The sequence below is a fragment of the Mycobacterium tilburgii genome, from assembly GCF_902168065.1.
GTDB classification, from domain to species: domain Bacteria; phylum Actinomycetota; class Actinomycetes; order Mycobacteriales; family Mycobacteriaceae; genus Mycobacterium; species Mycobacterium tilburgii.
Genome location: NZ_LR655702.1, coordinates 20052 through 33569 on the forward strand (window position 1 = coordinate 20052; position 13518 = coordinate 33569).

13 protein-coding genes and 5 pseudogenes are annotated in these 13518 nt (G+C 67.3%); 6 read left to right on the plus strand and 12 right to left on the minus strand.

Translation table 11 applies throughout. The features are described from left to right. The first annotated feature begins 47 nt into the window (after positions 1-47). Positions 48-489 (plus strand): annotated as a pseudogene (locus FQ389_RS07760) (limonene-1,2-epoxide hydrolase family protein). Here FQ389_RS07760 and FQ389_RS23075 read toward each other — a convergent pair. The 6 genes and pseudogenes from FQ389_RS23075 to pgsA all read right to left on the minus strand — a co-directional run bounded on the left by FQ389_RS23075 (position 478) and on the right by pgsA (position 3217). Next, complete coding sequence (locus FQ389_RS23075) at positions 478-579, minus strand: hypothetical protein (protein ID WP_456085317.1); 102 nt, start codon at positions 577-579, stop codon at positions 478-480. The pseudogene FQ389_RS07760 and the gene FQ389_RS23075 sit on opposite strands and share 12 nt — an antisense overlap. An 85-nt stretch (positions 580-664) precedes the next feature. Then, positions 665-829, minus strand: coding sequence for a hypothetical protein (locus FQ389_RS23080; protein WP_456085318.1), 165 nt, complete (start codon positions 827-829; stop codon positions 665-667). A gap of 79 nt (positions 830-908) precedes the next feature. Next, a pseudogene (locus tag FQ389_RS23085) lies at positions 909-1142 on the minus strand (hypothetical protein); the annotation flags it as partial. Positions 1143-1305: 163 nt separating this feature from the next. Further along, the gene (gene pspA / locus FQ389_RS07770) at positions 1306-2130 is read right to left on the minus strand and encodes a phage shock protein PspA (RefSeq protein WP_144206630.1); all 825 of its coding nucleotides are present in this window, start codon (positions 2128-2130) and stop codon (positions 1306-1308) included. A gap of 139 nt (positions 2131-2269) precedes the next feature. Beyond that, positions 2270-2569: pseudogene (locus tag FQ389_RS07775) on the minus strand (helix-turn-helix domain-containing protein). Positions 2570-2626: 57 nt separating this feature from the next. After that, positions 2627-3217 carry a CDP-diacylglycerol--glycerol-3-phosphate 3-phosphatidyltransferase gene (pgsA, locus tag FQ389_RS07780; protein WP_144206632.1) on the minus strand — a complete coding sequence of 197 codons (591 nt, stop codon included), beginning with the start codon at positions 3215-3217 and terminating at the stop codon, positions 2627-2629. A 38-nt stretch (positions 3218-3255) separates the two neighbouring features. Between pgsA and FQ389_RS07785 the strand changes: the two genes are divergently transcribed. Then, complete coding sequence (locus tag FQ389_RS07785) at positions 3256-3792, plus strand: amino-acid N-acetyltransferase (protein WP_144206634.1); 537 nt, start codon at positions 3256-3258, stop codon at positions 3790-3792. A gap of 33 nt (positions 3793-3825) precedes the next feature. Here the strand turns inward: FQ389_RS07785 and FQ389_RS07790 are convergent, their stop codons facing one another. Then, positions 3826-6324: an FtsK/SpoIIIE family DNA translocase gene (locus tag FQ389_RS07790; RefSeq protein ID WP_144206636.1), complete on the minus strand. Its 2499-nt coding sequence runs from the start codon at positions 6322-6324 to the stop codon at positions 3826-3828. Positions 6325-6527: 203 nt separating this feature from the next. Here FQ389_RS07790 and FQ389_RS07795 point away from each other — a divergent pair, with 203 nt between their 5' ends. The 4 genes and pseudogenes from FQ389_RS07795 to FQ389_RS07805 form a co-directional block, all read left to right on the plus strand. Then, positions 6528-6890 carry a putative quinol monooxygenase gene (locus FQ389_RS07795; RefSeq protein ID WP_144206670.1) on the plus strand — a complete coding sequence of 121 codons (363 nt, stop codon included), beginning with the start codon at positions 6528-6530 and terminating at the stop codon, positions 6888-6890. Positions 6891-6934: 44 nt separating this feature from the next. After that, positions 6935-7252, plus strand: a complete 318-nt coding sequence (locus tag FQ389_RS22275) for an SDR family NAD(P)-dependent oxidoreductase (protein WP_407662808.1) — start codon at positions 6935-6937, stop codon at positions 7250-7252. After that, positions 7191-7667 carry an SDR family oxidoreductase gene (locus FQ389_RS22280; RefSeq protein ID WP_407662806.1) on the plus strand — a complete coding sequence of 159 codons (477 nt, stop codon included), beginning with the start codon at positions 7191-7193 and terminating at the stop codon, positions 7665-7667. The genes FQ389_RS22275 and FQ389_RS22280 overlap by 62 nt, the downstream gene beginning before the upstream one ends. A gap of 13 nt (positions 7668-7680) precedes the next feature. Continuing rightward, a pseudogene (locus FQ389_RS07805) lies at positions 7681-8119 on the plus strand (SAM-dependent methyltransferase); the annotation flags it as partial. A 427-nt stretch (positions 8120-8546) separates the two neighbouring features. Here the strand turns inward: FQ389_RS07805 and FQ389_RS07810 are convergent. The 5 genes and pseudogenes from FQ389_RS07810 to FQ389_RS07830 form a co-directional block, all read right to left on the minus strand. Beyond that, the gene (locus FQ389_RS07810) at positions 8547-10223 is read right to left on the minus strand and encodes a ribonuclease J (protein WP_144206638.1); all 1677 of its coding nucleotides are present in this window, start codon (positions 10221-10223) and stop codon (positions 8547-8549) included. Between the two features lie 19 nt (positions 10224-10242). Next, positions 10243-11145 carry a 4-hydroxy-tetrahydrodipicolinate synthase gene (gene dapA / locus FQ389_RS07815; RefSeq protein ID WP_144206640.1) on the minus strand — a complete coding sequence of 301 codons (903 nt, stop codon included), beginning with the start codon at positions 11143-11145 and terminating at the stop codon, positions 10243-10245. A 171-nt stretch (positions 11146-11316) separates the two neighbouring features. After that, positions 11317-12078, minus strand: a complete 762-nt coding sequence (gene thyX, locus FQ389_RS07820; RefSeq protein WP_144206641.1) for an FAD-dependent thymidylate synthase — start codon at positions 12076-12078, stop codon at positions 11317-11319. Next, positions 12045-12515, minus strand: coding sequence for a DNA glycosylase AlkZ-like family protein (locus FQ389_RS22285; protein ID WP_407662807.1), 471 nt, complete (start codon positions 12513-12515; stop codon positions 12045-12047). Before FQ389_RS22285 ends, thyX begins: the two co-directional genes overlap by 34 nt. A gap of 238 nt (positions 12516-12753) precedes the next feature. Then, positions 12754-13416 (minus strand): annotated as a pseudogene (locus tag FQ389_RS07830) (cell division protein DivIVA). Positions 13417-13518: the final 102 nt, after the last annotated feature.

Consider the following 13518-nt stretch of genomic DNA (forward strand, 5'->3'; position numbering starts at 1 on the left):
CTTATCCTGCCGCAACACCGCGGCGGCCCGCGCCTACGCTGGCAAACATGACCGAGCTGAGCCAGACAGCCGTCGCCAACACGCGCACGGTCGAACGATGTCTCAACGCCCTGCAGGACGCGGACTTCAAAACCCTGGAGGACACCCCTGGATAAAAACCTCGTCTACCAAAATGTCGGCCTCCCGACAATCCACGGCCGCCGCCGCACCATGCAGTTGTTCCACCGGATGGACGGCCGGGCGGGGTGCGAGGCCAAGTTCCACCGTATCGCCGCCGACGGCGCCGCGGTGCTCCCTGAACGCTCCGACGCGCTGACCTTCGGACCGCTGCGGCTGCAGTTCTGGGTGTGCGGGTTGTTCGAGGTGCACGACGGCCGAATCACGCTGTGGCGGAACTACTTCGACTTCTTCGACATGACCAAGGCGTTGCTGCGGGAGCTGGCGGGCCTGGTGATCCCGTCGGGTCAAAGCGTCGTTCTAGAACGGTAATCCGCCGAGTTCGTCTAACGCCTGGGCCCAACCCGTGAGCCGGTCGGTGGCCTGGACCAACTCGGCCCGATACAGCTGGTACGCCGCCACGAGCCCGGCGTCGCCGTTGGCCGACGAGACCAAATTGCGCTGCAGCGGTGACCATTTCGTTGTACTGCCGAACGCCGGAACTCAACTACGCGGTGAACGCGTTGATGGCGGGCACCAGGTAGAACCGCGAGGATTCGGAGTCCTGCGCCGCCCGCTCCATCGACACCACCTCCACGGCGGTGGCGGCCATCGCCACCGCGGTCTTGTTCGCCGCCGCGGTCAGCTCGCCGATTTCGTCGGCCGGCAGCATGGCGCTGCGCTCGATGACCGCCCAGCAGTGAGAAGAATCCCCGCTCGGAGGCGCCCAGGGCCGTACATCGCGGAGCGCGCCGCCGAACCGGGCGGCGGCAATCGGCGCGCCGCGGCGGGCCGGCCCCTGCCGGCAGCGACTCCGACTTCAACCAGTGGTAACGGAAGAACAGCAACGTCGCGGGCACCACCTGGAGCACGGCGATGCCGCCGGTGATCTGCAGCAGCACGAACCAGCCCACCACGCGAGCACCGCGGTCACCACGGCCCAGAACGCGGCACCGAGGGTGAATACCCACGCCCACCCGCAGCACGCGACGGCAGCGACGCAGCAGTCGCGTGCAGGGATCCGCGGCAGCGCTGATCTTTTTGGGCGACGAAGCCGAACAGGTCGGCGGTCGTGTTCAACCCCTGCTGCAGGGTCCGCCACAGTCCGTCCTGCGTGGCCTTCACCGCCATGTCACACCGGCCGTGCAGTTACTGACCGACCGGCTTCTCGGCGACCTGCCCCCCGGCGCCCTCGGCGGGAGCGGGAGCGGCCGTCGCACCGGGCGCGGCGCTCCCGCCGGTCGGCAGGGCGTCGCCTCGCATCGACGCGCGGATCCGCTCGAGCCGGGAATGGCCCGCCATCTGCACGCTGGCCTGCTGGACCTCGAGCATGCGGCCCTGCACCGATCCCTGCGCCAGTTCGGCGGCGCCGACCGCGTTGGCGTAGCGCCGTTCGATCTTGTCGCGCACCTCGTCGAGGCTGGGGGTGTTGCCCGGAGCGGCGATCTCGCTCATCGACCGCAACGACGCGCTCACCTGTTCCTGCATCTTGGCCTGTTCGAGCTGGCTGAGCAGCTTGGTTCGCTCGGCGATCTTCTGCTGCAGCACCATCGAGTTCTGCTCGACGGCCTTTTTCGCCTGCGCGGCGGCCTGCAGCGCCTGGTCGTGCAGGGCCTTGAGGTCCTCGACGCTTTGCTCGGCGGTCACCAGCTGGGCCGCGAACGCCTCGGCGGCGTTGTTGTACTCGGTGGCCTTGGCGGCGTCGCCGGCCGCGGTGGCCTGGTCAGCCAGCGTCAGCGCCTGCCGCACGTTGACCTGAAGCTTCTCGATGTCGGCCAGCTGCCGGTTGAGCCGCATCTCCAGCTGCCGCTGGTTGCCGATCAACTGCGCGGCCTGCTGGGCCAGCGCCTGGTGAGTGCGCTGCGCTTCCTCGATGGCCTGCTGGATCTGAATTTTCGGGTCGGCGTGCTCGTCAATCTTCGCGTTGAACAGCGCCATGACGTATTTCCACGCTTTGACGAACGGATTGGCCATGAGTTAGCTCCAACTTCGGTTCCGTGTGCTGAGGACCCCTGGTAGGCCCTAGCGATCACCTTGCCGCTCAATTTATCGGGTCAGCGCCGATCACCCCACCCCTGATGCGCGATCGGCGTTGCCGGGCACCACCGGGCAGTCAGGCCACCGGCGGGATGACCACCTTGGTGCTGGCGTCGATGCTCGTCGCGCCGAAGGCGGCGCGTTCCTCGGCGGCCATCCGCTCACCGGCGTCGGTCAGCACGGTCGACATCGGGGGATGTCCAGGGCGGCGCAGATGTCGTGCAACAGCTCGCTGGAGGCTTCTTTGGCCGCGCTCCACTTCCGAGTAGCCCAAGCTCACCCGCGCCGTGTCGGAAACTTCGCGCAGCGTCCGGCCCTGCGAGATTCGGGCCACGCGCAGCACCTCGCCGATCACTTCGCGCACCAATGGCGGCATCCTGCTCTCCTTCGTCCGGCCAAGCGGCTTCATCAGGTTAACGCCGGCCGCCACGGTCTAGGTTCCCGTCCGCCGCATTTCCCTGACCGTCGAGACGACATAGTCGATTCCGGTGATGACCGTCAACACGATCGCGACGCCCATCACCACCGATGCCGCCGTCAGCAGCGGCCCGGACAGCGGCAGCACGAACAACCCGATCGCGACCGCCTGGACGAAGGTCTTGAGTTTGCCGCCCCAGCTGGCGGGAATGACGCCGCGGCGAATCACGGCCAGCCGCAACACCGTTACCCCGATCTCGCGGAAGAGCACCAGCACGGTCACCCACCAGGGCAGGTCGCCCAGCATCGACAGGCCCACCAGCGCCGACCCGATCAGCATCTTGTCGGCGATCGGATCGACGAACGCGCCGAATTCGGTCGCCATGCCGTAGTTGCGGGCCAGCAGGCCGTCCAGCCGATCGGTGATACACGCCACCGCGAACACCACGAAAGCCACGATGCGAGCGGCGCATTCGTGGCCGCCGCCGGCAAACAGGGCGAGCAGGAAGATCGGGACCAGCACGAGCCGCAGTAGCGTCAGGACGTTGGCCAGGTTGGCGATGCTGACACGTCCTGCCACAGGTCCAGTCTGCGGCTGCCCTGACACCGCCTCAGAATAGCGGTTGACCAGCGCACCTGCCCCGGATGTCAATACTGTTATCCGTGACCCAAACTTCCCGGGGTGACCAGCAGGTCGCTGTCCGGCGTGCCCGTACCTCCGACGTGCTCGCGATCAAGCATCTCGTCGACACCTATGCGGGCAAGATCCTGCTGGAGAAGGCCCTGGTGACGCTGTATGAGGCCGTCCAGGAGTTCTGGGTCGCCGATCTGGACGGCAAGGTGGTCGGCTGCGGCGCGTTGCACGTGTTCTGGTCCGACCTCGGCGAGATCCGGACCGTCGCGGTCGACCCGTCCGCCACCGGCCACGGTGTCGGGCACGCCATCGTCACGAAGCTGATCGACGTCGCCCGCGAGCTACAGCTGAAGCGCATCTTCGTGCTGACCTTCGAGACCGAGTTCTTCGGCAAGCACGGGTTCACCGAGATCGAAGGCACGCCCGTCACCGCCGAGGTGTTCGAGGAGATGTGCCGCTCTTACGACATCGGTGTCGCCGAGTTCTTGGACCTCAGCTACGTCAAGCCGAACATCCTTGGCAACACCCGCATGCTGCTGAAGCTCTGACGTCCGCCGCGCGCCGACCTTCGGCGCGGCCGGTCAGTCCTCCGTAACGTCGTCGCCGCCGTCGGCGTTCGCCCCGCCGCGGATCAGCGCCAGAGTACCGGCGAGCTCGTCGGGTTTGATCAGCACCTCGCGGGCCTTAGAGCCCTCGGACGGCCCGACGATGCCGCGCGTCTCCATCAGGTCCATTAGCCGGCCGGCCTTGGCGAAGCCGACGCGCAGCTTGCGCTGCAGCATCGAGGTCGAGCCGAACTGCGAGGACACCACGAGTTCGACGGCCTGCAGGAAGACGTCCATGTCGTCGCCGATGTCGGGGTCGAAATCGGTGCGTTCGCCGGTGGGCTTGGCGGTGGTGACGCCTTCGGTGTATTCGGGTTCGGCCTGGTTTTTGCAGGCGGTGACGACGGCGTGGATCTCCTCGTCGGTGATGAACGCACCCTGCAGCCGCAACGGCTTGCTGGCACCCATTGGCATGAAGAGCCCGTCACCCATGCCGATCAGCTTCTCCGCGCCCGCCTGGTCCAGGATGACGCGGCTGTCGGTGAGCGACGAGGTGGCAAACGCCAACCGTGACGGTACGTTCGTCTTGATCAGCCCGGTGACGACGTCGACGGACGGCCGCTGGGTGGCCAGCACCAGGTGAATGCCTGCGGCGCGGGCCTTTTGGGTAATCCGCACGATGGCGTCCTCGACGTCGCGCGGCGCGGTCATCATCAGGTCGGCCAGCTCGTCGACGATCGCGACGATGTAGGGGTACGGCCGGTATTCGCGCTGGCTGCCCAGCGGTGTGGTGATCTCGCCGGAACGCACCTTCGCGTTGAAGTCGTCGATGTGCCGCACCCGGGATGTCTGCATGTCCTGGTAGCGCTGCTCCATCTCCTCGACCAGCCAGGCAAGCGCCGCCGCCGCCTTCTTCGGCTGGGTGATGATCGGGGTGATCAGGTGCGGAACACCTTCGTAGGGCGTCAGTTCCACCATCTTCGGGTCAATCAGGATCATCCTGACCTCCTCCGGTGTGGCCCGGGTCAGCAGCGAGATCAGCATCGAGTTGACGAAACTGGACTTACCGGAGCCGGTGGAGCCGGCCACCAGCAGGTGCGGCATCTTGGCGAGATTCGCCGCGATGAAATCACCTTCGATATCCTTGCCCAGCCCGATGACGAGCGGATGGTGGTCGCGTCGGGTGGACGGCGCGGTGAGCACGTCGGCCAGCCGGACCGTTTCCCGGTCGGTGTTGGGCACCTCGATACCGACCGCGGACTTGCCCGGGATCGGGGCGAGCATCCGCACGCTCTCGGTGGCCACCGCGTAGGCGATGTTCTTTTGCAGCGCAGTGATTTTCTCGACTTTGACGCCGGGCCCCAGTTCCACCTCGTAGCGGGTGACGGTCGGTCCGCGGGTGCAGCCGGTGACGGCGGCGTCGACCTTGAACTGGGTCAGCACCTCACCGATGGCCTCGGCCATCTGGGTGTTGGCCGCGCTGCGCTTCTTGGGCGGGTCGCCGGCGACGAGCAACTCGAGCGACGGCAGGTTGTACGGGCCCTCGACGACCCGGTCCAGCACCTGCGTGTCCTGCTTCCTGGCGCCGCGCCGTCGGCTTTTGGCCAGTCTGTCCTTGAGGGCCGGAACGGTCGGGGTTTCGTCGGCGGGCGGTCCGTCCAGCGCGACAGTCGCGGGCCACGCCCGCGGCTCCTCGTCGAACCCGCCGTCGTAATAACCGTCGGAAAAGTCTTCGCGCGGTTGGTCTTCGGCATAATCGTCGGCGTAGCCATCGTCATAGTCGTCGTATTCGTCGTCGACGAATCGCGTGTGGAACATCGCGCGCATGGCCTCGGGCAGCTCGCGGATGGTGGTCCCGGTCAGCAGCAGCAACCCGAACAGCGCGCCGATGAACAGCAGCGGCGCCGCGATCCAGGGGGTCAACCCCTCCGACAGCGGCCCGCCGAACGCGAAGCCGATGAATCCTGCTGCGCGACGGCGTAATTCGGGGTCGTCCGGCGAGCCGGACCACAGATGCCGCAGGCCCAGCAGCGACAGGCTGATCATGCTAGCACCCAGGGTCAACCGGGGCCGCGCTTCGGGGCTGGGCTCGGTGCGCATCAGCAGCACCGCCACCGCGCCGAGGATCGCCGGCAGAGCCAGCACGCCGGCGCCGATGAAGGTGCGCAGCACCTCGTCGACCCAGGCGCCGACCGGTCGGGCAGCGTTGAACCATGAGCTCGCGGCGACCACGGCGGCCAGGGCGAGCAGAACCAGTGCGATGCCGTCGCGGCGGTGCCCCGGTTCGATGTCGCGGGCGCGCCCGATCGACCGGGCGGCGCCGCCGGTGCCCCGAGCCGCCATCAGCCAGGTGGCGCGCAGCGCGCGTCCACAGGTCACCCCGGTGGCGACCAGGAGCGACCGGTTGCGCCGCTTGGCGGGCCTGCTCGGCCGTTTGCGGGGTGCCGGACGCGCACTTCGGGACCCGCTGGCGCGCGAAGTGGCCTTTGACCTGCTCGTTCGAGTTGCGAAGCGGGCGGCGGTCTTACTAGCCATGGTATTCAGTTTAGTCGCAATCGACCCATATTCACTATCAGCCACACTGGTCACAAAGTGTCTTGGTTAGGTCATCGACGCACTATGGCACCCGAAAAGCACCCGCAAGGGACCCGCGCGAGGCCCGCAACCATGACACCAGCGCGAACGGCGGTGTGACTAAGGTGACAGCCATCCCGCCCACTACCCCGCAAGGAGCCCCGATGCTCGCCGTCGTCGCCATCCTGACCGTGAAACCCGAGTCGGTCGACACCGTCCTGCGACATCCCCACAACCCGACCGCCGTCGAAGAAGTGCACGAAGAGCCGGGATGCCAGCTGAACTCGGTGCATCAGAGCGACGAGACCTTCGTGTTCATCGAACGGTGGGCCGACGAAGAGGCGCTCAAGGTACACAGCACCGCCCCCGCGATCGGCAAGCTATTCGCGGCGGCCGGCGACCACCTGGCCGGGCCGCCGGACATCAAGACCCTGCAGCCCCTCCCGGCGGACGACCCCGACAAGGGGCAATTGCGCAAGTCACCGAGGCTAATCCGTCGGGTCCCCTGGCGGGAAAGGTCGCGCTGATCACCGGCGCGGCCCGCGGACAGGGCCGCGCGCACGCGGTTCGCCTGGCCGCCGACGGTGCCGCCATCATGCCGTCGACCTGTGCGCGCAGATCCCCAGCGTCACCTAACCAGCTGGCCACGCCCGAGGACCTGACGGCCACCGTCAAACTCGTCGAAGACACCGGCGCCCGCATCGTGGCAAAACAGGGTGATGTGCGCGATCGCGCCGCCCTGACGGCGGCGGTGCAGGCCGGTGTCGACGAGTTCGGCCGGCTCGACATCGTGGTGGCCAGCGCCGGTATCGCTCCGATGCAATCCGGTGACGACGGCTGGCACGGACGTCATCGACGTCAACTTCACCGGCGTCTACAACACCATTAAGGCCGCGATCCCGACCATGGTCAAGCAGGGCACGGGGGGCTCGATCGTACTGATCAGCTCGAGCGCGGGACTGACCAGCGTGGGAAGCGCCGACGCCGGTTCCGTCGGCTACACCGCCGCCAAGCACGGTGTCGTGGGGTTGATGCGTGTGTACGCGAACCTGCTTGCCGGGCAGATGATTCGGGTCAACTCGATTCACCCCTCCGGTGTGGACACCCCGATGATCAACAACGAATTCACCCGCGACTGGCTGGCCAAGATGGCTGCCGCGACCGATGCGCCCGACGCGATGGGCAACGCTATGCCCGTGGAGGTGCTCGACGTGGAGGACGTCGCCAACGCGGTGGCGTGGCTGGTATCCGATCAGGCCCGCTACATTACCGGCGTCACGCTGCCGGTCGATGCGGGCTTTTGAACAGGTAGCAGCCATGGCACGAAACCCTGCGGCACAGACAGCCTTAGGCCCAATGGTGCTGGCCGCCGTCGATCAGATCGAACCGCCGGCGCGCCGGCTGGTGAACGACGACCTTGCTGACCTGTTCCTGCCGGCTCCGCTGCGCTTGCTGGTCGCCGCGACGCGGGTGACACCGTTGCAGCAGTTGATGATTCGTGGGTCGGAGTGGGCAGGCCCGGGCCAGTGGGCCAACCTGGCCTGCCGTAAGCGGTTCATCGCCGACAAGCTCGCCGAGGCCCGTGACGACATCAATGCGGTGGTCATCCTGGGCGCCGGTTTGGACACCCGTGCCTATCTGCTGAACCGGCAGATCCGTATGCCGGTCTTCTATGGTCGACCTGCCGGTGAACAGAGCCTGCATGGCCAAGACGGTCCGACGGGTGCTGGGCGGGCTGCCGCTATCGGTTCGGCTGGACGAACTCGTGGCGCGCTACGTGGCGCCCACCGGACGCGACCTCAAGGCGTCGCAGCTGGAATGGTCGGCGTACGCGTAGACCGCAGCCCCCTCTCTTCACCCTGCTCAAAGTGGCCCAGGTGCGTGGCCAACGAGCGACACCACGGCTCGCCAAGGCTGATGTCGATGACCTCCAGCGCGGTTGTCCGATATGCCCGCAGAGCCGCACGACGAACTCGAGGCCGAGGGGCCGATCTTAGAGGTTCACAAGGTTGGCGTGGTGCGGTATTTCGGTGGCCATGTCCCGGGAGTCTTTTCGGTCGCGAGCGTCACGCAATACGTGAGCGCGTTCGCGCTGAGCGCCGTGCGGGTGGTCGCCACATTCCCGATGCGCGGGGATGTTTGGTCTGCGATCCATCGACTGCTCCTGAAACCAACAAGGGCCGCTAGATCTCGATGACGGTCGCCACGATCATCGGTTGCCGGCGGTAGGTTTCGCCCACCCAATTGCCGACGGTGCGCCGTACGCCCTGCGCGATCCGGACCGGGTCGGTCACGTTGCCGGCGAGCAGCGCCTCCAACTCTTCCTCGACCTTGCCCACAACCGGCTCGAGCGCCTTGGGATCCTCGGAGAACCCCCGCGAATGCAGGTGCGGCGTGGTCGCTGAAAGGCCGGTACCCCGGTGCAACACCACCGTCACCGCGACGAAGCCCTCGGACAGGATGAGCCGCTCCCCCAGCGTGATGTCGCCGACATCGCCGGTGACCAGACCGTCGACGAACATCTTGCCGACCGGCACCGCTCCGGCGATCGATGCCCGGCCGCCCACCAAGTCGACGCTGACACCGTTCTCCGCCAACAGGATCGAGGATTCGGGCACTCCGGTGCTGGCGGCCAGCTTGGCGTTGGCGCGCAGCATGCGCCAGGTGCCGTGCACCGGCATCACGTTGCGGGGCCGCACTCCGTTGTACAGAAACAGCAGTTCCCCGGCGTAGGCATGGCCCGAAACATGTACCCGTGCTTGGGCATTGGTAACCACTCGGGCGCCGATCTTGGAGAGCGCGTCGATGACGCCGTAGACGGCCTCCTCGTTTCCGGGGATCAGCGAGGACGACAGCACCACGAGATCGCCCGCGGTCAGCGTGATGCTGCGGTGCTCGCCGCGGGACATCCGCGACAGCGCCGACATCGGCTCGCCTTGGGTGCCGGTGGTGATCAGCACCACCCGCTCGGGTGGCATCATCTCGGCGGCCCCGATGTCGATCAGGTCGGAATCCGCGACGCGCAGGAAGCCCAACTCCCGGGTGATGGCCATGTTGCGCACCATGGACCGCCCGACGAAGGACACGCGCCGCCCCAAAGCCACTGCGGCATCGATGATTTGCTGTACGCGGTCGACGTTGGAGGCGAAGCACGCCACGATGACGCGGCCGTCGGCACCCCGGATCAACCGGTGCAGTGTGGGACCGACTTCGCTCTCGGACGGGCCGACGCCGGGGATTTCGGCGTTGGTCGAGTCGCACAGGAACAGATCGACGCCGGTGCCGCCCAGCCGTGACATGCCGGGCAGATCGGTGGGCCGACCGTCCAGCGGCAGCTGGTCGAGCTTGATGTCGCCGGTGTGCAACACGGTTCCGGCCCCGGTGAACACCGCGATGGCCAGCGCATCGGGAATCGAATGGTTCACCGCGAAATACTCGCAGTCGAACACCCCGTGCCGGGTCTGCTGGCCCACCTTGACCTCGACGAACACGGGCTTGAGGCGGTACTCGCGGCATTTGGCGGCGACCATCGCCAGCGTAAATTTGGAGCCGACCACCGGGATGTCGGGCCGCAGCTTGAGCAGGAACGGGATCGCCCCGATGTGGTCCTCGTGGGCGTGCGTGAGCACCAGCGCCTCGATGTCGTCGAGCCGGTCTTCGATGTGCCGCAGGTCGGGCAGAATCAGGTCGACGCCGGGTTCGTCGTGGGTGGGGAACATCACCCCGCAGTCGATGATGAGCAGGCGACCGAGATGCTCGAAAACGGTCATGTTGCGCCCGATTTCGCTGATGCCGCCGAGCGCGGTCACCCGCAACCCACCAGCGGCCAACGGACCGGGCGGGCTGAGAGCTTCGTCCACTTCTAGGCCAGCCTTTGGCTCACCGCAGCACCGACGCGGCACGCATGTCCGCCGCCAGTGCCTCGATCTGTTCCGGCGTGGCCGGCACCTGCGGCAGCCGCGGATCGCCGACGTCGAGTCCCTGCAGGCGCAGACCCGCCTTAGACAGGGTCACCCCACCCAACCGGCTCATCGCGTTGCACAACGGAGCGACCGCGACGTTGATCTTGCGCGCGGTCGCGATGTCACCGGAACCGAAGGCGGACAACAACTCCCGCAGCTGGCTGGCCGCGAGGTGAGAGACCACGCTGATGAAGCCGGTGGCGCCCATCGCCAGCCAGGGCAGGTTGAGCGCGTCGTCGCCGGAGTAGTAGGCCAATCCGGTTTCGGCGATGATCTGGCCGGCGCTGTGCAGGTCGGCCTTGGCGTCCTTGATCCCGACGATGTTCGGGTGCGACGCCAGCGTGCGGATGGTGTCGGACTCGATGGGGACCACCGAGCGCGGGGGGATGTCGTAGAGCAGCACCGGCAGATCGGTCGCGTCGGCGACCGCTGTGAAGTGCGCGATCAGCCCGGTCTGCGGGGGGCGGGAGTAATACGGCGTGACGACCAGCAGACCGTGCGCACCCTGGGCGGCGCTGGCCTTGGCCAGCTTGATGCTGTGCGCGGTGTCGTAGGTGCCGGCCCCGGCAATGACGCGGGCCCGATCACCCACCGTTTCCAGCACCACCCGCAGCAGCTCGAGCTTCTCGTTGTCGGTGGTGGTCGGCGATTCGCCGGTGGTTCCCGAAACGACCAGACCGTCACATCCGGCGTCAACCAGGTGGTTTGCCAGCTTCGCCGCGGCGGTGAGGTCGAGCGAACCGTCGGCCCCGAACGGCGTCGCCATTGCGGTCAGCAAGGTGCCCAGACACGTGGGGGCATCGAATCCGACGGAACTCACGGGTCTCAGATTACCTGGCGGCGCCAATGGGATTTCCGCGCCGCGCGGCTGCGCACCGGAGTTGCGCGAGCCTCGCGTGTGCACTCAGGGCGCCGACACGCCGAGCAATGTCGCCCAGGACGCACACTCAGCGACAAGGGTGCACACTCAACGCCCCCCGGCTGCGCCAGCTCAGGCTTCAGTGGCGAGCGGGCTAGTCGCGACCTCGGAGCCGTCGGCCAGCGCGGAGATCTCGAAATCGGCGAACACCGGCGGCGCCACCTGGGTCAACTGCCGCAGACATTCGATGGCCAGGCGTCGGATCTCCACGTCGGCATGTTCGCTGGCGCGCATCGCGATGAAGTGCCGCCAGGCCCGGTAATTCCCGGTCACGACGATCCGGGTCTCGGTGGCGTTCGGCAGCACGGCACGGGCGGCCTGCCGCGCCTGTTTGCGCCGCAGCACCGCATTGGGCTGGTCGGCAAACTTGGCCTCCAGCTTGGCCAGCAGTTCGGTGTAGGTCGCCCGGCTGGCGTCGGCGGCGTCGGCCAGGATCTGCTGCAGTTTCGGGTCGTCCTCCATGCCGGGCGGCACCACGATCTGCGCCTGGACCTCCGGCACGTAGCGCTGGGAGAGCTGCGAGTGGGAGAAGTGCCGGTGCCGGATCAGCTCATGGGTCAACGAGCGCGAGACGCCGGTGATGTAGAACGAGACGCTCGCGTGCTCGAGCACCGAGAAGTGCCCGACGTCGATGATGTGCTTGATGTAGCCGGCGTTGGTCGCGGTCTTGGGGTTGGGCTTCGACCAGCTCTGGTAGCACGCTCGGCCGGCGAACTCGACCAGCGCCGACCCGCCTTGGACGTCAGGGCCGTCGGTGCTCCACGGCACGTCCGGCGGCGCCAGGAACTCCGTCTTGGCAATCAGTAGCACGCGCAGCGGCGCGATTTTGGCCACGGCGCTACCTTAGCCGGGCATTTCAACCCTGCTGGACGCGGACAGCACCGGCAATCAGCAACGGCAGCAGGGCGGGCGAAGCCGACCCGGGTAGCCGTGTTGAGCACGCCAGAGGCGAACAGCGTCTCGGCGGCCCACTTGGTGTCGCTGCGGCTGCCCCACCAGCTGCCCTGGGGGCCGCACGGCTCGGCCTCGAGGTGGGCCTCGATCTGTCCGGCGGTGCTCGGACCGAGTTCGCTGACGGCGGCGACGATCTTGTCGGCGAGCTGCGGATTGGCCTTGACGATGTGCGTGCCCCAGCGGCCGTGCCGGTATTGGCGCATCTTCCAGCGCAACAGCAGCCAGTCGTCGACGTCCACAGCGCGGCCTCGTGCGCCCAGTACTCGGCCAGCAACCGCGCCGAACGGGGGCTCAGGCCGCGCGGTCCAGCACGTCACGGTCGTAGGGTCCGAGCCGGCTGAACACCGGGGCGTAATGCGCCCGCACCGCTACCGAGACCGAATCTAGTTGCAGCACTTGGATTCTCGAGATCAATCGGCGCAGATGTGCGCGGTTGTCGGCCCGGCCGGGCGAGGCTCGTTAAAGCATTGGGCTGCAACGGCTATACGCCGGGCCTGGACGACGGACAGTCTCGCAGTCGACACGCGCCGAGAATACCGGTCGGTTCGCAATGATTCAGCGAAGGCTCACCCCCGTGCCAACCGTCTCGTCTGCCGGGACGGCGGCGCCGTCTTCCGGTGGTTCCTGTTGCTCTCGGTAGGCCGCCTCGAAGGCAGCCTACCCCGAGTCCAGGTCGCGATAGACGGCGAGCAGTTGTTCGCGGACCTTAACCCGCTGTTCCCGCGCGGCGTCGAGGGCCCGCCGGGTCTCCTGGCGCTCGCGGTCCGCTTGTTCCTTTGCTTCGACCAGCAGGCTTGTTCACGCGCCCGCCAGGCGTCGTCGTGCAGGCCGGCCTGCTCGGCCTCGAGCGCCTCCTTGGCTTCGCGGTACTCGCGCTCCATGGCCTTTCGCCGCGAGGACACGGCGACCAATTCCTCTTCGTGCTTGCGCCGCTGCGCCTCGATCTCCGCGGTGGCCACCGCGATCATCGCGTCCGCCTCGGCCTGCATCTCCGAGATCTCGTCGACGGTGCGGCGCAGCATCTTCGCCATCCGTTGCTACATCACATGCAGCGCCGGCGACTTGTCGGTGAGCAGGGCGACCTCCTTGCGCAACGCGACCAACCTCCTCCACAGAATCCGTCAGCCGCGCCCGCAGGCTCTCGTTGTCGGACAGCAACTTCTGCTTGGCGGTCAGCATCTCGATGTGGGCATCGACTTCCGCAGGCTCGTAGCTCATGAACTTGCGGTTAAACGTCTTGGTGGGTTCGGTCGTCCCAGCCACTACTCCCCTCTCCCCGGAAACGCGGGAAACCCCTCCCGGAAATGCGGCACACCCCGT